The sequence below is a fragment of the Litchfieldella rifensis genome (genome assembly GCF_042646605.1).
Lineage (GTDB): Bacteria > Pseudomonadota > Gammaproteobacteria > Pseudomonadales > Halomonadaceae > Litchfieldella > Litchfieldella rifensis.
Map to the genome: position 1 here is coordinate 14,208 of NZ_JBHRUG010000027.1, position 18,680 is coordinate 32,887.

15 protein-coding genes and 1 pseudogene are annotated in these 18,680 nt (G+C 61.9%); 5 read left to right on the top strand and 11 right to left on the bottom strand.

Annotation, left to right across the window (positions count from 1 at the left end; genetic code table 11):
- The first annotated feature begins 283 nt into the window (after window positions 1-283).
- Window positions 284-2,050 (top strand): retron Ec67 family RNA-directed DNA polymerase/endonuclease, encoded by a 1,767-nt coding sequence (locus ACFOEV_RS12635; RefSeq protein WP_386774448.1) that lies wholly within the window; start codon window positions 284-286, stop codon window positions 2,048-2,050.
- 298 nt (window positions 2,051-2,348) lie between these two features.
- Here the strand turns inward: ACFOEV_RS12635 and ACFOEV_RS12640 are convergent, their stop codons facing one another.
- On the bottom strand, window positions 2,349-3,590 hold the full coding sequence (locus tag ACFOEV_RS12640; RefSeq protein ID WP_386774450.1) for an NAD(P)/FAD-dependent oxidoreductase: 1,242 nt from the start codon (window positions 3,588-3,590) through the stop codon (window positions 2,349-2,351).
- On the opposite strand from ACFOEV_RS12640, the gene ACFOEV_RS12645 reads away from it, so the two are divergent.
- Window positions 3,589-3,921 (top strand): hypothetical protein, encoded by a 333-nt coding sequence (locus ACFOEV_RS12645; protein WP_386774452.1) that lies wholly within the window; start codon window positions 3,589-3,591, stop codon window positions 3,919-3,921. The genes ACFOEV_RS12640 and ACFOEV_RS12645 overlap by 2 nt on opposite strands.
- A 105-nt stretch (window positions 3,922-4,026) precedes the next feature.
- On the opposite strand, the gene ACFOEV_RS12650 is transcribed toward ACFOEV_RS12645, so the two are convergent.
- The 7 genes from ACFOEV_RS12650 to ACFOEV_RS12680 form a co-directional block, all read right to left on the bottom strand.
- Complete coding sequence (locus tag ACFOEV_RS12650) at window positions 4,027-4,569, bottom strand: HD domain-containing protein (protein ID WP_386774454.1); 543 nt, start codon at window positions 4,567-4,569, stop codon at window positions 4,027-4,029.
- Window positions 4,570-4,667: 98 nt separating this feature from the next.
- Window positions 4,668-4,844: a DUF1289 domain-containing protein gene (locus ACFOEV_RS12655; protein ID WP_386774456.1), complete on the bottom strand. Its 177-nt coding sequence runs from the start codon at window positions 4,842-4,844 to the stop codon at window positions 4,668-4,670.
- Window positions 4,845-5,210: a hypothetical protein gene (locus tag ACFOEV_RS12660; protein ID WP_386774457.1), complete on the bottom strand. Its 366-nt coding sequence runs from the start codon at window positions 5,208-5,210 to the stop codon at window positions 4,845-4,847.
- Window positions 5,211-5,491: 281 nt separating this feature from the next.
- Window positions 5,492-5,866, bottom strand: a complete 375-nt coding sequence (locus ACFOEV_RS12665) for a hypothetical protein (RefSeq protein ID WP_386774459.1) — start codon at window positions 5,864-5,866, stop codon at window positions 5,492-5,494.
- Window positions 5,867-6,122: 256 nt separating this feature from the next.
- A complete protein-coding gene (locus tag ACFOEV_RS12670; protein ID WP_386774460.1) occupies window positions 6,123-6,695 on the bottom strand; it encodes a tetratricopeptide repeat protein in 573 nt (190 codons plus the stop codon).
- A complete protein-coding gene (locus tag ACFOEV_RS12675; protein WP_386774462.1) occupies window positions 6,692-7,225 on the bottom strand; it encodes a hypothetical protein in 534 nt (177 codons plus the stop codon). Before ACFOEV_RS12675 ends, ACFOEV_RS12670 begins: the two co-directional genes overlap by 4 nt.
- Window positions 7,222-7,710 carry a PAAR domain-containing protein gene (locus ACFOEV_RS12680; protein ID WP_386774464.1) on the bottom strand — a complete coding sequence of 163 codons (489 nt, stop codon included), beginning with the start codon at window positions 7,708-7,710 and terminating at the stop codon, window positions 7,222-7,224. The genes ACFOEV_RS12675 and ACFOEV_RS12680 overlap by 4 nt, the downstream gene beginning before the upstream one ends.
- A 516-nt stretch (window positions 7,711-8,226) precedes the next feature.
- Here ACFOEV_RS12680 and ACFOEV_RS12685 point away from each other — a divergent pair.
- A complete protein-coding gene (locus ACFOEV_RS12685) occupies window positions 8,227-8,688 on the top strand; it encodes a YchJ family protein (RefSeq protein WP_386774466.1) in 462 nt (153 codons plus the stop codon).
- Window positions 8,685-9,692 carry a CheR family methyltransferase gene (locus ACFOEV_RS12690; protein WP_386774468.1) on the top strand — a complete coding sequence of 336 codons (1,008 nt, stop codon included), beginning with the start codon at window positions 8,685-8,687 and terminating at the stop codon, window positions 9,690-9,692. Before ACFOEV_RS12685 ends, ACFOEV_RS12690 begins: the two co-directional genes overlap by 4 nt.
- Before the next feature lie 2,283 nt (window positions 9,693-11,975).
- Here ACFOEV_RS12690 and ACFOEV_RS12695 read toward each other — a convergent pair.
- The 3 genes and pseudogenes from ACFOEV_RS12695 to ACFOEV_RS12705 form a co-directional block, all read right to left on the bottom strand.
- Window positions 11,976-16,127 (bottom strand): annotated as a pseudogene (locus tag ACFOEV_RS12695) (nSTAND1 domain-containing NTPase); the annotation flags it as partial.
- A 107-nt stretch (window positions 16,128-16,234) separates the two neighbouring features.
- Complete coding sequence (locus tag ACFOEV_RS12700; RefSeq protein ID WP_386774470.1) at window positions 16,235-16,348, bottom strand: winged helix-turn-helix transcriptional regulator; 114 nt, start codon at window positions 16,346-16,348, stop codon at window positions 16,235-16,237.
- Between the two features lie 56 nt (window positions 16,349-16,404).
- On the bottom strand, window positions 16,405-17,472 hold the full coding sequence (locus ACFOEV_RS12705) for a class I SAM-dependent methyltransferase (RefSeq protein ID WP_386774472.1): 1,068 nt from the start codon (window positions 17,470-17,472) through the stop codon (window positions 16,405-16,407).
- A gap of 146 nt (window positions 17,473-17,618) precedes the next feature.
- On the opposite strand from ACFOEV_RS12705, the gene ACFOEV_RS12710 reads away from it, so the two are divergent.
- Complete coding sequence (locus ACFOEV_RS12710; RefSeq protein ID WP_386774474.1) at window positions 17,619-18,674, top strand: GlxA family transcriptional regulator; 1,056 nt, start codon at window positions 17,619-17,621, stop codon at window positions 18,672-18,674.
- The last annotated feature ends 6 nt before the right edge of the window (window positions 18,675-18,680 follow it).

Below are 18,680 nucleotides of genomic sequence, written 5' to 3' on the forward strand. Positions count from 1 at the left end.
GCTTGAGCAGAGGCGTGTTGATTGCTGCTCAGTACTACCTCTAACCCGTGCCTCATGATGTCGGTATCGATTGCCTGACATCCCTAGCATCACTTGCAGTAACTGTCGAATGTTGGTAGAATCAGGATTGGCTTATGGGCAGATTTTGGATCGCGTATCGCGATCAGTGACAACATGGTCCGAGTGGATCGCCCTTAAGAAGACTTTCCGCTGTTCGATAGTCCCTCCTTGAAAATGCGTAGGAGTGCCCATAAGCCATTTTCCTACTGTGTAAAGCGATACTATGTCGAAAATTGAAGCTTTGATAAGTGCAAGAACGAAGGCTGACCTTGCACACCTGCTAGGTGTAAAGACATCGTTTTTAACATACGTTCTCTATGTGTTAAAACCGTCTACGCAATATGAGAAATTCGAAATTCCCAAGAAAAGCGGTGGGGTGCGAACAATCTGGGCGCCTTCTGAGAAATTAAAAAGCCTTCAGGCCGAGCTTTCAATTCTTCTACAAGATTGCATTGAAGAAATTGAGGGAGTGAGAGCGGAGGAGGGTGATGACTCCACATCTACACTTTCCCATGGTTTCGTTAGAGGTCATTCCATTATTACAAACGCTATGCAGCATCTGAACAAGAAGAATGTTTTAAATGTAGATCTGAAGGATTTTTTTGATAGCTTCAACTTTGGTCGAGTGAGAGGCTTCTTTATAAAAAACAAAAATTTCCATCTTGAACCAAGCATCGCAACTGTTATCGCGCAAATTTCTTGTCATGACGACAAGCTTCCCCAAGGGAGTCCTTGTTCTCCTGTAATTACTAATCTTATAACGCATGCACTAGATGTTAGGTTGGCAACTCTGGCTAAAAAGCATTCTTGTAGTTACTCAAGGTATGCTGACGACATTACTTTCTCGACACGGAAAAAAATATTTCCTCCCCAAATCATGCGACATGAGGGTGGAGTGTATCTCCCCGGGAAACGGTTTATAAGCGAAATCCGACGAGCCGGATTTGAAATAAATCACGGTAAAACAAGAATTTTATACAAAGACTCTCGGCAGGAAGTTACAGGACTTGTCGCCAACCAAAAGCCTAGCGTAAAATCCGAATATTGGAGAACTGCTAAGGCCCAGTGTCACGCTCTTTTTCAAAATGGAACTTTCACTAAAGAAGTCAACGGCGTAATGCTAGCAGGCAGTATTAACGAATTAGAAGGAAAATTAAATTTTATCGACCAAATTGACCACTTTAACAGGCTAAGGTCACGAAAAAAACCTGACCCTATTTACGTTATAAGGAACCATGGATATAAACAGGACGAGTTGCTAAGCGGAAGAGAAAGAACATTTAGCAGATTTTTATATTACCGATGGTTCTATGGAAATAAAAAAGCGACTATTTTGTGCGAAGGAAAAACTGATAACGTGTATTTAAAGGCGGCAATAAGTAGGCTGGCTACTCGTTATCCAAAGCTGGTTAAACCTGAGACGACTACCCAAAAGTATGAGCTGCTTGTCTCCTTCTTTAAATACACGGCAAGAACTCGCTTTTTCCTGAATCTACATGGCGGAACACCATACATAGATTTGTTTATAAAGTCGTTTAATGAAAAGCAAGGCTTTTACAGTGCTCCAAATCCCGAGAAGCCTGTGATAATAGTAATGGATAACGATTCGGGGTTTAACGATACATTTAATTTGCTAAAAAAGATGAATGCTACTCCTTATCCCAGTACACTGAAAAAGAATAACTTCAGGAACTCGGAATTCATTCATGTTGGACAAAATTTGTACGTTGTGCTAACTCCTCTCGGAGCAGCGGGAAAAGAAACCGCAATCGAAGACCTCTTCAGCAAAAAAGTGCTGGGCGAGAAAGTAAGCGGAAAGACATTCAACCCATGCGACAAAACAAGAGACAATGCTAAAGAATATGGGAAGGAAGTGTTCGCCAAGAGGGTGGTCTTGGCTAAAAAAGACAGTATTAGTTTTTCAGGATTTAAACCAATTTTAAAACGGATCGTGCAGTGTATCGATCATTACGAATCAATAAGGCCTTAGCTAAAGGGGCTGGAATGATTTCCTGCTAGTGTGCTCATTATCTATTTGGAACGCAGGGCATCGCTGCTCCTTTATTTGATTTTTTGGCTTTACGAGTATTTGTGTGCAATTAAAAAGTTATTTAATCTATTATAATGTTGCGTAGCTGACATGGCCGCTTGCCGAGCTGTCACTGTGGTGAATGGTTGCGGTCAAGTGAGCAAGGGGTTTGAGTATCCCTTTACTCGGATCCAATCAGTGCATGAATCTACATAAAGCGGGCGCCTCAAGGGCGCCCGCTTTCGTTATGACTTAGCCTTCAGAAGCGGTCGACGCGGAACGGGGCCATATCCACCGCGGGCTCTTCGCCATCCATCATCTGCGCGAGCAGTTCGCCGGTGGCCGGACCCAGGGTAAAGCCCTGATGGCCGTGGCCGAAGGCGAGCCATAGCCCCTCCATGTTGGGGGCCGGGCCGATCACCGGCTTCATGTCGGGCAGGCAGGGGCGGGCGCCTTTCCAGGGCTGGCTGTCGCGACGCTTGCCCAGCGGGAACAGCTTGCGTGCCACTTTCTCGGCGGCGGCCAGCTGCTTGTACTGGGGCGGCGATTCCAGGTCGGCAAGCTCGGCGCCGGTGGTCAGGCGAATGCCGGCGCGCATCGGCTCGAGCAGGAAGCCCTTCTCGGCGTCCATCACCCAGTGGTTGAGCTTGGCTTCCCCTTCGGCGGAGTAGTGCATGTGGTAGCCGCGCTTCACGAACAGCGGCACTTTCATGCCCAGCCTTCCCAGCAGTTCTCCGGCCCAGGGGCCCAGGGCCACCACAACCTCATCTGCCTCCAGGGGGCCTTCGCTGGTATTGACCCGCCAGCCGCCTTCTATCTGGAGCACATCCTCGACGCTGGCCTGCATCACACGGCCGCCCTGCTCGGCAAAGCTGCGGGCGTAGGCCTGCACCAGGCCGCCCGGGTCCGAGACCATCCAAGGCTGCGTCCAGTAGATCGCTCCGATCAGCCCTTTGCCCAGATGCGGCTCCTTGGCGTAGAGCGCCTCGGCATCAAGCACCTCATACTCGACCCCGAAGCGCTCGTGGTTCTCCCGGGCCGTTTCCTGGCGCTCCTCGAACTCCTTGCGGGTGCGGTAAAGCTCCAGCCAGCCGCCCTTGCGTACCAGCGCTTCGGCGCCGGCGGCCTCTATCATCGGCGCGTGGGCATCCTGGCAGCGCATGATCAGCGACGCCCACTCGTTTACGATGCGCTCGTAGCGCTTACCGCTCGAGTTCAGCCAGTAGTTCAGCAGCGGGCCCGCCGCGTTCATCATGCCGGTGGGGCGGTAGCGGATATCCACCTTGCGGTTGGGCAGCACCCGCAGCAGGGTGCCGATATCCCGGGGGAAGGCGTAGGGGCGCACCGCCTCGCGCTGGATGATGCCGGCATTGCCGAAGGAGGTCTCGAGCCCCGGCTCGCGGCGGTCCACCAGCGTGACGTCATGACCGCGACGCACCAGATGCCAGGCCACTGAAACGCCGACCATGCCGGCACCAAGAACGATGATATTGCGGGCCATGAAGGTCTCCCTGCCGATGGATAAAGAAAGCTCCGCCGCGGGGCAGAGCCTGTCATGCGCGGAGTTTATCAGCACTTCTCATAAAATCTGCTGTGTGATGTTAATTAAGATGAAGACGCTATATTTTAACCGGCAAGCAGAATATTTGCCCGCGGCTATGGGGATGAATAGAATTTTTGTTTGCAGCGGGATCTCGGGCCTGCTCGCGCCATTACCGGATAGTGTAGGTGCTGCACTGAGGGCCGCCATGGTCTGGCTATGGTCTGATCAAGGACGGTGGGGGCGGGTGCTGATTCCGGCATCTCGCAACGGGAAAATTATCGCTCGGTAATTATCCCGGTGATCACGGCTCAATTTGCAGAAGAAATTACCGATCGGTAACTTTTGCAAAGCCACTCTTGCACGGTAACGATGGGGCTCGGGCGGCTATCGCTGGTTATCTCACAACGCCCCGAATCTTCGCCTCGCCTTCCGTCAATACGCTCCATGCCTGGCGCCTCAGCGCCTCGTCTCCCCCTATCATCACTTCCAGGAGTCGGCGCTTCTCGGCCAGGTAGACCCGGGCGAATCCAAGATCCCGCGCGACGATGCTGATGGTGTTGTCGATCAGGTCGGCGTACTTGATGGTCTGCGCTTCCGGGGAAACCTCAGCCAGCCTGTCACGCTCCAGCGCTTTGCGGTGAGCACGGTTGCCGATTTCCGGGTCGATGAATTGATCCGTGAGCTCGTGGACCAGGATGGCTACCCGCTCGCCGAAGCACTCCTGGATGTCCATCGCCGTAACGCCGGTATCCTCGAGCACGTCATGCAGGAGGGCGGCGGCGATCATCTCCGGTGTCGCCGTCTCGACGGCTGACACGGTCTTCGCGACGGCCACCGGGTGGTGCCAGTAGGGCTCGCCGCTGTACTTACGTCGCTGCCCAACGGCTTGATGTGCGGCCCTGCTGAACAGCGCAGCCCGTTCAGCTATGTCGTCCATTCAGGTAACTCCCTCAGCTTCACCTTTCCATCATGATGCCAGATATCCCTCGGCCTAGAGCGGTTCGCCCAGGCGGGCGCGCTTTCGCCAAGTGCACATCAATCACGCGGGATCTTTTTCAAGCGCTCATCGGCGCGTTTCACGGTTTTCATTTTTTCGGGCCGCTTCATGGCTTTCCACTGGCGTATCTCTTCCACCGTGCGGCCGCAGCCGGTGCATAGGCCTCCTGACAGTTGGCATATCGAGACACAGGGGCTTTCGATCTTCTTCGCCATTCAATGCCTCGTTGGCTTGGTGTGTAGCCGACGCTGCCAGTCGCCGCCGTGCTCCCGCTGACACGCTTCTTCGCTGTCGAAATCGAGATGCCGCGAGACGTCGCCGACATCGAGGCCGGCCTCGGCCAATGCCTCGGCGGTCAGGTCAGCGATGCAGCGTCGGGCATCGCCCTTGAGTGCATTCGCTAGATTGGGGTGGGTATCGAACACCCAGGTGACCATCAGGCTCTCGGGAAAGCGCTGATAATCGACCTCGTGTGTCAGCCAGCAAAAGCCGGGCAGTAGGGGCTTGGCCTGTTCACAGGCCTGGGTTAGCGAAGCGGTCAGTCGTCGCTCCATCTTGCCGCGTTCTCGCTTGGCAATCATTTACTCTCCAATAGGTTCAGCCTGCCACAGGGAGCAATTCCGCGAAGCCTGAATTGCCCCGAGGCGATCCAGGGAGCACCGAAGCTGGTCCTGAGCGGTTCCCCACCTCCATCTATCGCCATATGGATGTGTCCTGGCGAGAATCCTCAGCACAAGATCTGAGTATGCACTTGATGCTGCCGGCGATCCTCACCAGCGATGCGAAACATGAAGCGGCGCAACAGCACTGCATAGAATGTCGTGCTCATCAGTACGCAGAACGGCACCAGCCGTGGACCAGGTTAGAGGTAAAGGCACAGATGCCAATACGATGAAGAATAGTATCTGCCTGTCATGGATCGGAATGCCGGATTCACTTCGCCGACGAGTACCAGGGCCTGTTCGGGCGAGAGTTCATAGGTGTCGCTGAGGGCGTGATAGCCCACGTAGCCGCCGGCGGCCTGGGCACTCAGCCATTCCGAGACGTAGCGCTCAGGGTAGTCGGTGCGGTTGGCAAGTTCCCTGGGGCTGACCGGGCCGGCGCCGGCCAGGGCTTTGTACAGACCGAGCTTGTGGCCCATGCTCACCGTCTCGTCGCCGTAGGTGGGGGAGAGGTCGCCAACGGCCTGGGCGACGGCGGCCTCCAGCTTGCTTTGAGCGATTGCGGGGGCGCTCATCAGGTGCGGTTCCTGTGTTGTTGTGTCAAGGGGGCAGCGCCCGCTCATCATCGCTGTGAGCCCCTACTCGCTGAAGAGCGTAAATCGCCCGCAATCGGTCCGTTCGTGCCACCTTGGAGTTTTCCCCTTTCCCCTTTGCGCCGAGCCCTTTGTCATGAGCGGACTTGCCGTTCTGCCGGGGTGAGCCTAGATGCATCAACCACGTGGCGTTAACGCCCCGGCGGCGCCTCATATCGTGATCGTGGGGGAGTGCAACTCATGGCAAGAACTGCTGAATCAGACCCTCCCGCTCCATCTTCAGCGTTTCCCCCAACATCGGGTCAGCTTTCTCGCTGGCTTGCCACTCCTGCAACAGCGCCTCGGCCTGGGGCGAGCCGGACAGGCGGGCCGCCAGAATATGGTTGGCGTCCGGCGGGTCGCTGGCCTCGCCGGCGTAGGCATTCTCCACTTCCTCATAGCATGCCAGGGCATCGTCCGTGGCTCCCTCCAAGCGCTCATTCAGCATGCAGCGCAGCAGCATTCCCTCCTTGTGTAACTCCCCTTCGTAGAGCACATCCAAATCCTGCTTGGCTGCCTCGTACCGGCCGAGGTTGACGAGGAGCTGTGCGCGACCGTTGCGCAGCTCGGGGTTGTCGGGGTGTTCTTCCAGACCTTCAGCGTAAATGGCGAGCGCTTCCTCGAGCTGCTCCGCATCGCCTCGTGCCTCCATCAATGCGGTGCTGGCGCGTTCCTGGTAGTGCTCGGGAGGCTCGCCGCTGGCTGTTGAGCAGGCAGTGAGTAGCAGAGTGATAAGCAGGGCGACCATCGAGATGGGGAGGGTTCTCTTCACAGTGCTTCTACCTCGATCTCGAAGTTGATTTCCGTCGTGCCAGAGGCCAAGTGGCCCGAGCCGGAGGAGAAGAAATAGCCGCCGGTGAGCTGAAGCGTCAGGCGGCGGGCTGGCATGGGCAGTGTGAAGGTGGCGTGGCCGATGGGCTCGAAGTCATCATCCGGCCAGGCTGACACGCCTTCCATGACGAGATTCTGCTTGGCGATCTTGAGCACACCGTCTTGCAGTGCGGCCGAAGCGAACCAGTCGACTGAGCCGAGCCGGCTGGCGGCGGTTCGACCCATGGCGCTTACGCTGAGCGTATTGCCTCGCAGCGTTACATGCCCCCGAAGGTTATAGGAGGCGTGCACACCCACGCCCTCCGCCAGCATATAGTCGGGCCTGGCTTTGTAGAAGGGCTCGGAGAATTCCCGGTACCGGAGTGAGGGTACCTCTATGTCCTTCGGTGCGGTGTCGCTGGTCAGTGTCGAAAGAAAATCGCCAAGCAGGAGGTAGCCATCTTCATTGGGGCGGGTAGGTATTTCGCTCATGCCGGTTGGCTCCCTTTTATGAAGACCTGAAGTTGCTCGGGCGTGTCATGGTCGGGTACAAGGCGCGTCAGCCCTTGGGCGTCGCTTATGCCGCGGATCTGCTCGCCATTGGGCCGCACGATGAGGTACTCCATGCTTGCTACGGGCTCGCCGGAGGCGTTCACGAGACGGAAGCGCTCGTTGTAGCGCTTGGGTAGCTCGGTGAGCAGGCTGGCAGCCGTAGCACGAGGTGAGCCGACCTCGGTGCTGCAGCCGGTAATGACCTGACCGCCGCAGGACGTAGCGCTGCCATTTATGGCTGCTGGCGAGCCCTCCACGGCATACCACGCCACGCCCGCCGTAATGGTGGCGCCGCATGAACTCTTGTCGCCGACCCTGGCAATCGGTATGCCATCGACCGTAGCGGTGGAGGCGCCGGAGATAATGCTGTGTGGCCCTCCTTTACAACTACAAACAACTTTATCGCCTACCTTGGCAAGATCCATAGGATGTTCCTTATCCATAGTGATGAGGTAGGTTAGCACTCATATGTGCAGCCTTACTATTCGCACAAGAACTAACCAATACCACTAATCGCTTTGTTAGCGACTATCCACACCTTGGGCGTGCGCATCCTCGGTGAAGTGAAGCCGATATCCCGCGCGAAGCCAGTGCCATCTTCATCGAGGAACTGCACAAGGCCGACTGGTACCACAAGACCAGCCAAGCCAACGCGCTTTTCGCCGTCACGCGGCAACGGATCCGCCACCTGCCGTTGACCGATCACGTCCAGGGTTAGCGCACGCGAAGACAGACTGTCGAGGCCCACGAAGTATCTGGAACATGCACCAGTATCCTCACGCCTCACATCGAGGCCGTCACCGTGGCAGCGTTCCGCGAGGTGGCCTATATCATCCGGCCTTCGCGGCGACGGCCTGATCATCAGGGGCTGATCGGTGAACCGGCTTGCTATTCCGGCAACGGATGCTCTATACGAGTAGGAGCCACCACACGAGGTTTGCATGAAACAGCCCGACCGCACAGCCTGCCCCTGCGGCAGCGACCGGCCGTTCGCCGGCTGCTGCGGGCGCTATCACGCCGGCGCGCTGGCGCCGACCCCCGAGGCGCTGATGCGCTCGCGCTACAGCGCCTTCGTTCTCGACCTCGCCGACTACCTGCTGGCGACCTGGCACCCGAGTTCCCGTCCATCGAGCCTGGAACCGGACGCCGCGACTACCTGGAAGCGTCTCGAGGTGCTCGAGAGCGGCGAGGAGGGCGAGCGGGGATGGGTGCATTTCCGTGCCACCTTCCGCGAGGGGAGGCGCTGGTCGGTGCTGGAGGAGTCGTCGCGCTTCGTGCGCGAGGCCGGGCGCTGGTTCTATCTCGATGGCAATCCCGACGTCCACCGGCTCAAGCCCGGCCGCAACACGCCCTGTCCCTGCGGCAGTGGGCGCAAGTTCAAGGCCTGCTGCGGTCAAGAATGAAAGATCAGGACTGCGTCGACTTGCTGCAGTGGGCCCTGCCCCGCCTCCACATGCGCTGGCGGGGGTTTCGCAAGGTCCGTCGCCAGGTGTGCCGGAAGGTGCAGCAGCGCATGGACGCGCTCGCCATCGAAGACATCGGCCAGTACCGGCACTACCTGGACGCGCACCCGCAGGAGTGGCAGGTGCTCGACGGCTGCCTGCCCATCACCATCTCGCGCTTCTGGCGCGACAGGCGGGTCTTCGAGCTGCTTGAGCATCGCTTCCTCCCCGAGTTGGCCCAGCGGGCCCGGGAAGAGGGCATCGCTGCCCTGGCGCTGTGGAGCCTGGGATGCGGCGCCGGGGAGGAGCCCTACACCTTCTCCATCCTCTGGCGTGAGCGCCTCCAGCCGCGCTTCCCCGGGCTCGGCCTGACGATCCTGGCCTCGGATATCGAGGCGCACCAGCTCGCTCGCGCCGAGCAGGCCTGCTACCCGGCCAGCGCCCTCAAGGACCTTCCCGCGCCGCTGAAAGACGCCGCCTTCGAGCCCCGTGACGCGCACTACTGCCTCAAGCGCGAGTACCGCCGGGCCGTCGAGCTGGAGCGTCGTGACGTTCGCGAGGAGTTTCCGGCTCGGCGCTTCCACCTCATCGCCAGCCGCCATCTGGCATTCACCTACTTCGACCGAGAGTTGCAGCGCGACCCGGTCATACCGAGAACGGAACGAGCCAGGACACCTGACGACGGGAGGGCAAGACGAGGACCACACACGACCGGCACACGCGACGAGTTGGCTGGCCACGGCCGGCCCTCATTGTTACGGCGTCCGGTCTGCCACTCTCTGTGCTCCGCACGGTCCTGGCTGGCTCTCACCAGTGAGTCTGAAACGACTCCTGTGCCATCCATCGTGGGAGAAGGCGCGGCAAGCGAGATCGATAAGTTCTTCCGGTCGCCAGTTCAGACGCACGACACTGGCATTCCCGAGTGCGAGCAAGTTCGAGGCGTCCGGCCCGGCGAAATGGAGTGAGCGAAGGCCGTTCACCGGCATGTTGGCCACCAAGGCATGCGTGGTCAGATCCCATATCCGCGCCTCGCCGCCCGCGATGACCGCAACGAAGCGGCCATCCGCCGAGAAGGAGGCGCCCTTGATCGCTTCGGCCTCGGACAGGCTCGTCGTCTTGCCGGCCTCGAGATCCTGCATGACGATATCTGCCTCGGTGACAACGACCAGGCTCCCGCCACCCTCGGTGAACCCCGGCCAAAGCCGGTTCACTTGCATCGGGATGATGTCGTTCACGATATGAGGCGTTCCGTCCGGCCTCGCCTTATGCGCGGGGCCGAGCGTTAGCGCGACCCGGCCAGTCTCGAGATCCACGACGAGCCCCGAGGCCTTCTCCATTACTGCCAGGAAACGATTGTCCGGCGAGAAGGCGAGCCTGGCGAAGGTGAATTCCGTCGACACTCGAAGCAGCTCCTCTCCGGTCTCGATGTCCCAGACCCGGACCAGCCGGTCACCCAAGATGCGTCGGTTCTCGGGGGTGTCGTCCTGACTACCTTCGGCCGTCGCGAAGAGTCGGCCGTCGGGACTGATCTCGATCCCGGTTACCGGATTGTCGGACACGAGTGTCTGCGTCTCTCCAGATCGCCAGTGCCACCAGACAAGCTGCCACCGAGGATCATCGACGTAGCTATCTCTTAGTTCGGACAACAGGGCCACATCCTTCCCTGCGAGCTTGACGGACCAGAAGTGTCGCTCCCGCGTAAGCCGAGCAACCTCATTCCCGGTTGCCGTCTCGCGCACGCTCAGAACTCCTGGGGACGAGTCAGACCAATCCCGCTCCCGCAGCGACAGCAGCGCGTGACGCCCGTCCGGGGAGAGGTCTGCCGCCAGGACGTTGTAGGGCTCATCGCCGGTCGTCAGGTTCATAATGGGTCCGGCGCTGGCGTCGAAAACCTGATCCGCATTCCAATACGAAACCGTGAGAGCTATCGTGGAGTCGGGTGTTGTGGCAACACCGTCAGCGCTTGCTGCAAGCCATGTGTCCAACGGATCACCGGGAAGGCGCATCCGTCTCAGACGGCGATCAACGTCGCGGAAGATAATCTCGGCTGACGCCGGGACGGTTGCGATCCCTGCTCCGGACACGTCGCGGCGTGCAACCTCTCGGCCAGTGGCAACCTCGAACGCCCTGAGACCCCAACGATGATTCTGCAGTCCGCGGCCGACGTATCTCGCCCTCTCGACAACGAAGAGGAAGGAGTCGTCGCCCGTAAAGCCGACCTGACTGATTTCTCCCGTCGAAAGTGCTCGCGCCGTCAGCCGGGTCGCCAGGGTCTCCACATCGACGACACGCACCGTGTGCCGACCCCCTTGGATCGCGAGCCATCGTCCATTGGGAGAAAAGTCCAGGCCGCGGACATCCTCCGCCGGGATCGTGCGCGCCTCATCCTCGGCGTCGACATCCAGAAGCCTGATGCCGGAGCCGGTCTCGGCACTCTCGACGGCGTAGGCGACTCGCGACCCGTCGGGGGAGATCCGTGGATGCCTGATCTCGCCGTCGACTATCGGGGGCGCTATCTCGCTTAGCGTGGCCGTGTCCCACAGGCGAAGAGCGTTTCCCTTCTGTGTGATGGCGCGCTGAGCACGCGTCGCATGAGCGGATGCATCGGCAGTGATCGCCATATCGAAGCGCCGTAACACCTCGCCGCTCTCGATGTCCCGCGTCTCCAGAATGGAGGAGAAGTAGTGAATCGCGACCTGGGCCGAATCTGGCAGGGTTCTGATGGTCACCGGAGTGTCTATGAGAGGTATGCGTTTGAGTTCCACCCCATCCGCGATGCGGATGACTGAAAGCGCACCGCCCTCATCGGTTTCCAGCGCGAGCACCACCGACGAGCCGTCACGGGTTACGGCGATGCTCCGGGCCCAAGCTGTCCCATCGCCTGTCAGCACCTCCCGCCCGGTGTCGAGGCTGAAAATGCGCAGCCTCCGCTTGGGATTCCCATAGCCGCTTTCTGCTACGGCAACACCCGCGCGATTCGGCAGGAATGCGGCTTCGATAGGCACGGACCCGCCGCCAATAAAGCTTCGAGCCCGTCGCCAGATCCGGTTTCCTGACGCAGCATCACGTAGCTCGATGGCCTCGTGATCGTGCAGGAGGGTGACATTCGCCCCCGGGTCTGTCGCGAGATGCTCGAATCGGACGAGGTCCTCATCGGCGGGGCTCCACGGCCCGTCGCCGTCCGCCGGGAAGTAGCGGATCCAAGGCGCGATGTAGCGATCGTCGGCTCCGATACCTTCGGCGACGAACAGGCCACCCGGCAGCGCCGTGAGGCGAGCCGTTTTGGTCACCTTCGTATCCAATTCTTCGGACCAGATCGCCCGACCTTCCTCGATGTTCCAGAGAACGACTCGCGCACGGTCCCGGGAGGCGCCTTCGTCTTCGTGAACATAGTACGCTGTCAGTATCCGCGTAGCATCGTTCGATAGAACGGCCTCGTCAGGTCGTGGTCCCGGTATAGCGGCTATCTCCATACCAGACGCAGCATCGTAAATCTGCAATCGCTCCTCGGCGTCATCGTAGCTGGCGGCGAGTCGACCGTCGGCGCTGCGCCAGCCCGAAGAGGCGTGATCGCCGGGCTCGGTTCGCCATGTCGTCTCACCAGTTTCCACATCCCAGCCGGCGAAGGTACCGTCGCCCCCGGTGACAACGAAGCGATCGTCATCGGACCAGAAAACCTCGTTTACACCGCCCGCCTCGCCAAGCTCGGCCAGTCGCCGCCCAGTGTCCGCATCGTAGAGCACGAGCTTGGCGTCTCTGACCAAGAGCATGGTGCCGGACGGGTCGAAGCCGATGAATCCTCCCTGTATCGGGACCCGGCGGCGAAGTTCCCCATCGGCGGTGTTCCAGATGAGGACCAGATCGGCCTGGCCATCCCGGGCCGCGAAGAGGTGCCCGTCGGGGCTGAGCGCGGGATTTCTCAGTTCGCCGTTCCACGACCAGTGTGACAGGCGAGTCCCCGTCGACAGATCCGAGATACGGATGTCCGTCCAGTTGGCCGACGACCCGTTTGCGCCCAGCGACACCGCAACGCTTCTGCCAGCTTCATCGGCAACGATGCGGCGGAGCGGAAGATCGAATCGCCTTTCTGCCAGGATCGTGCGAAAGTCCGCAGCGAGTCTGATCAGTCGTCCGGACTCGGTCCCCACCAGCAGGGTGCCCTCCCGCTCGAAGTGAAGAACGCTTACGGTCTCCGCTTCGAGCGCCCGAAGCACCTGGCCCTCGTCGACGCGGCGCGCGCTGAGCCCGCCCTCGCCGCCTGCCGCCAGCCATGCACCGTCGGGCGAGAACGCCAGCGCATTGGCGCGGCCGGGATGGCGCCAGTCTCCGAGCCGCTCCATGTCGCCCTGCCGCCAGAAGACTATGTCGCTTTCGTGATCGTCGGAAGCACGCACGTACTGGCTCGGTGCGGCGGCGATCGCCCCATGTGCCGAAATGATCGAGCGTGCATGCAGCCCCGACGCCCCCTCCACGCGCAGAATTGACGGTTCGGCGACCTCGTCGAGGTCCCAGACACGCGTCGAACCGTCATCATGGCTACTGACCGCCCAGCCGGCAGCGGTCTCGATTGCAAAGGGCCGCCCCTGGTCATGGTCACCAGCGAGCAGATCAAGCTCAACCGGCAGTACCTCCGCTTCGCCGCCGTCCAGCGGAACCCGGCTGATCGAACCGCGCAAGAAACCGATCTCGATGACGAGAAGCTCGCTGCTCTCCGGGACGAGCCGCGCCTCGAGCCGGCTCGCCCCACCCAGACGCGGAAACAAGAGTTCGTGGGCAACATGCCAGTCCGGCGCTCTCCGAACCTCGATCCGGCCGTCCTCACGCACGACATACAGCACCTCGCCATCGTCCGAGAACAGCACCGCCGCATCCCCCTCCGCGGCCGTAAGCAGGCGGGGATCGTCGGCTTCGGCGTCCCACACCAGCACGTTGCGCGTTGTACCGCTCACCAAGAGCGTTCGGCCATCCGGAGAGAGCACCGGGTCGGCGCCACCTTCCACCTGCCCCGTCCATCGTGGCTCGAAGGTGCTAGCGTCGAGCAGTGCAACGTCCGAATAGAGCGCGGCATCGCTCTCGAAATCCCTTCCATGTGCGTCGCGCCGTATCCAGGCAGCGGTCTCTCCGTCATTGGCGACGACACTCTCGTCGGCCCAGTCGTCGTCGGCTGGCGCCGCCGAGCCCGCGGCGAGTGCAAGCGCATCTCGCAAGGCGCCGACACCTTCGGGGGTGACCCGGCGGTCGAGCGAGTCGACCGCGATCATCGCCGCGGCGGAGGCCTCTCCGGAGTTCTCGGCCAGGGTCTTGTCCGCCACGATGGCGAGGCTCCTGGCGACGGCGAGTCCCGCTTCGGCGTCTGCGCGCATCGCCTGCCGCTCCGCGCGTTCGCGTGAGGCCTCCTCACGGCCAAGCGCCACTTGCGCCGCTTCGCTCGCCGCTCGCTCGTCGAAGAACAGCTTCGTCGCCCAGCCGCCGAGCAGCAGAAAGATCACCGCCGCCGCCGTCGCGAGCCGGCTGATCCAGGTGAGCCGGCGGCGTGAGCGCTCGCGCTCCTCCGCCAGCTCCTGCGCCTGCCGCAGCTCCTCGGCGCGCCTCGTCTCGGCGACGTTGACGCTGCGATGGAGGAACGCCCGATCCGCCTCCGACAGCGCCTCGCTGCGCGTCGCCATCCAGTCCCGTGCCGTCGCCAACGCGAGACCCATCAATACCGCCTCGTCGCGCGTCTCCTCGGGCGCGGCTTCCCATTCCCGCCGTGCCGTCTCGAGCTGGCCGTGCCAGATCAGGAATTCGCGCTCTTCATCGATCCAGCGCGCGAGCCGCGGCCACTTGCGCAACAGCATCTCATGGGCGACCTCGACCGTCGCCTCGCCCCCCACTTCCCCTGTCGTCAGCAGCCGCCAGTCCGGGCCGGCGAGGGCGAGGGCCACGCTCCACTCGTCCGACCGGCACTCGGATTGCACTGCGCGGCGGCGCACCACCTCGCCCTCTTTCGGTACCTGGGCGAGACGCAGTGTCAGGAGCCGGCGCAGTGCCTCCTCGCACCCGGGATCGGCGGCGAGGAAGGCCTCGGCACGTTCGGTAAGCGGCTTGCCGATGTCCACCAACTCGACGGGAAAGCGCAGGACCCCCTCCGCCCGCTCGTCCCTCCGCATCGCATCCCAGGCTTCCGCCATCAGGAAGGAGAGCAGTGGCAGGGCCCCGGGTTCGCGGTCGGCGGCCTCGGCGATCACAGCGACGATGTCCGGCGTGTCGAACCGCGCGCCGAGTCGGGCGGCGGGTTTCGCGATCACGTCCTCGAGCTCGGCACGGGTGAGCGGTGGCACATCGATACGCCGGCTGACGGGAAAGATCGCCGTGTCAGCCTGGTGTCGGCCATAGTAATCCGACCGCAGGCTGGTCAGGATCAGCAGCCCCGGCTCCGCCGCCGCCTGGGCGAGGAGCGTCGCGAAGCGCGCCGCTTCCGCTGACTCGGCGCGGACATAGAGCTCCTCGCCCTGGTCGACATACAGGAGGAAGCGGCTCGGCGCGGCATCCCCGGTGAGAACCGCTTGACGCTCGCGCGCGGCGGCGGTGAGATCGACGAGCTCCGAGCCCTCGCGGAAATTCCGCGCCCAGGCGTTCGCCTGAGCGTCTATCTCGGCGGGGTCATCCAGCCAGAGCCGCACGAAGCCGAGGGCGAGCGATTTGAGCGGTCGCTCGCCGGGGCGGATGACGATGCTCTGCCAGCGGTGGCTGTCCGTCAGCGGCCCGGGCCATGGGCGGTCGAGGTCGCCGGGCCAGTGCCGACTGCGCAGCGCGGAGAAGAGCCCGGCCATGACGATCGAGGACTTGCCGACGCCGGAATTGCCGACGAGAGTCAGGATCTCGCCGCGTGCCGTGGCGACGGCGTCGATCAGCTCACAGGTCAACGCCTCGCGACCGAAGAAGAAGGCGGCGTTCTCCGAGGTGAAGGCCTCGAGCCCACGATAGGGGTTCGTCTCGCGCCAAGGCGGTGGGCCCGGTGTCTCCACATCCGCCCCTTCGAGTGCGGCACGGATCTGGCCCACGGCCCGCTCCATGCCACGGGCGGCGCGAAGCAGGTGAAGCTGACTCAGGAAGGGTAACCCCGGCGTCTCCTCGCCCAGCAGCACGGGCACGATGCGCGGCCGCCCGGCGACCCGATTGAGGCGCAGCGCCTCGTAGTATTCCAGCTCCTGCCAGGTCCCGATGCGCTTGCCGATGAGCAGCAGCACGGCATCCGCCCGCTCCAGCTCGTCGCCGAGCCTCGGAAGCCAGTAGGCGCCACCGACATTGCTGCGTGGCGCGAAATAGGGGTCAAGCTGCGGAAGTGCGCTGCCAAGGGCTGCGATCAGCCGTTCTGCCTCGGGCTGATCGGGCGAGTGGTAGCTGATGAAGACGTGCATCGAGAGCCACCGATCATGTCGCGCTTACCATTTCAGACTAATCAAACTTCCTGCGACTTGCGCAGGCGAACATTCGATGGCATCGACGACTGGTCGGCACTGGTCGCTTACTGCACCTTGAGGGTGCGCGAGAGCATCTGCTTGGAGATGTCGCCGATCTCGCGCATCAAGGCGGTGAAGCGCCTGGTGCCGGGCTGCGGGGTGATGAGCACGAGCGGCACTTGGCGCCTCAGCATGAAGAAGGGCCCGGTTACCCGGACCCGCTCCTCCGGCCTGGTCAGCGCCTCGCTTCGAGAATCAGGTTGAACGGCGTTTCGGCCGCGCGCCGGAAGTGGGTGAAGCCCGCCTGGCGGAACACGTCGCCCAGGCGGTCTTCGCCGGCCTGGGCGCCGAGCACGAGGTGGCCGCCTTCCGAGATGGCGTGGGCGCAGCAGATGGTGGTGGAGGCCGCGTAGTACAGGCGCGAGACGACCGAGAGGTTGTTCTCGACCTTGTCCTGGGCGTAGGGCTCGACCAGCAGCACCGTGCCGTTGGGGGCCAGGACCTGCTCGGCGTGGCGGGCGGCGGCGATGGGGTCACCCATGTCGTGCAGGCAGTCGAAGAAGCAGATGAGCCCGTACTGCCTGTCGGGGTAATTCACCGCCTGGGTGAGTTCGAAGCTCACGCGATCGGCAACGCCCGCCGCGGCGGCGTTCTGCCTGGCGGCGTCGATCGAGGCCGAGTGGACATCGAAGCCGTGAAAGCGCGAGTTGGGAAACGCCTTGGCCATCAGCACGGTCGAGTGGCCATGGCCGCAGCCCACGTCGGCCACGGTGATACCGGCCTCGAGCTGTTCGACCACGCCTTCCAGGGCGGGCAGCCACTCCGGCACCAGGCTGGCGCGGTAACCGTTGCGGTAGAACGCCGCCACACCGCACTGCAGGCGGCTGTCGTGGTCGCCCCAGGCCACGCCCTTGCCGGTGCGGAATGCTTCCAGGGTGCGCTCCTCGTCGAACCACATCGAGGCCGGTACCTGCCAGGCGTGAGGAATGAACACAGGGCTATCTTCGTCGGCGAGCACCATGGCCTGTTCGGGGGAGAGTTCGTAGGTATCGCTGACGGCGTGGTAGCCCACGTAGCCGCCGGCGGCCTGGGCGTTCAGCCACTCGGAGACGTAGCGCTCAGCACAGCCAGTGCGGCTGGCGAGTTCCTTGGCGCCGATCGGACCGGCGCCGGCCATGGCCTTGTACAGGCCGAGCTTGCTGCCCAGGCTGACCATGACGCCGCCATAGGCTGAGGAGAGGTCGCCAACGGCCTGGGCGACGAAGGATTCCAGCTTGGTCTGATCGATTGCGGGGGCGTTCATCAAGTGCGGTTCCTGTCTTGTTGTGTCGGGGTCTAGCGTCCCGCTCATCATCGCCGCGCGGCTGTACCCGCTGAAGAGCCTAATTCGCCCGTAATCGGTCCGTTTGTGCCACACTGAATTTTCCTACCTGAGAGGCGCATGGCGTCATGACCGGATCAGCCATCCTTGCCGGGGCGAGTCCCCGGCACGTCAGCCTCGTGGCGCTGCCCGATGCCGTGGTCTCCACACTTGCCGGTCTCTTCGATGTGATGAACGGCGTGGCTCTCATGGGCTTGGTGGCGCCTAATGCCCCGGCCCCGTTTCATATCGAGATCGTGGGGGAGGCCGTGGGGGCGCTGAAGCTGGCCAGCGGCGTGCCGATCGATGTCCAGCGCGCCATCGATACCGTCGAGACGAGCGACATCGTGATCGTTCCCTCGGTATTGCTCCCGGCCCAGGGCTGGGAGAAGGGGCGCTATCCCCATCTGGTCGAATGGCTGCGCGCCGTGCATGCGCGCGGCGCCGTGCTCTGCTCGGCGTGTTCGGGGGTGTTCCTGCTGGCCGAGACCGGGCTGTTCGACGGCAAGGAGGCAACGGTTCACTTCGGCTACGCGGAAGCGTTCATGGCCAGCTACCCCGCCGTGTCGACTCACCCCGAGCGCGTGCTGGTGATTGCCGGCCAGCAGGAGGAACTGGTGAGTTCGGGAGCCTCGATGAGCTGGCACGATTTGGCGCTCTATCTCATCGCGCGCTATGCCGGAGCGACCACGGCGCAGGAGGTGGCGCGACTGTTCGCGCTGCAGTGGCATCAGGATGGGCTTACGCCTTACCTGGTGTTCGCCGCCAAGACGGACCATGGCGATGGCGAGATCCAGCGCGGGCAGCAGTGGTTGGATGAGCATTTTGCGCTGGCCCACCCGGTGGAGGCGATGATCGAACGCTCGGTACTGGCCGAACGCACCTTCAAGCGGCGCTTCGCAGCTGCCACCGGCCTGACGCCGATCGCTTACGTGCAGCGCCTGCGTATCGAGGATGCCAAGCGCCGGCTCGAACGCACCGAGGCCTCGGTCGAGGAGATCAGCTGGCGGGTCGGCTACGAGGATTCGGCATTCTTCCGGCGGCTGTTCAAGCGCACCACCGGCCTCGCCCCGAGCGCCTATCGCCGCCGTTTCAGCATCCCCGATTTCGCTCGCCAACCCCAAAACGCAACAAGGCCCGCCTAAGCGGGC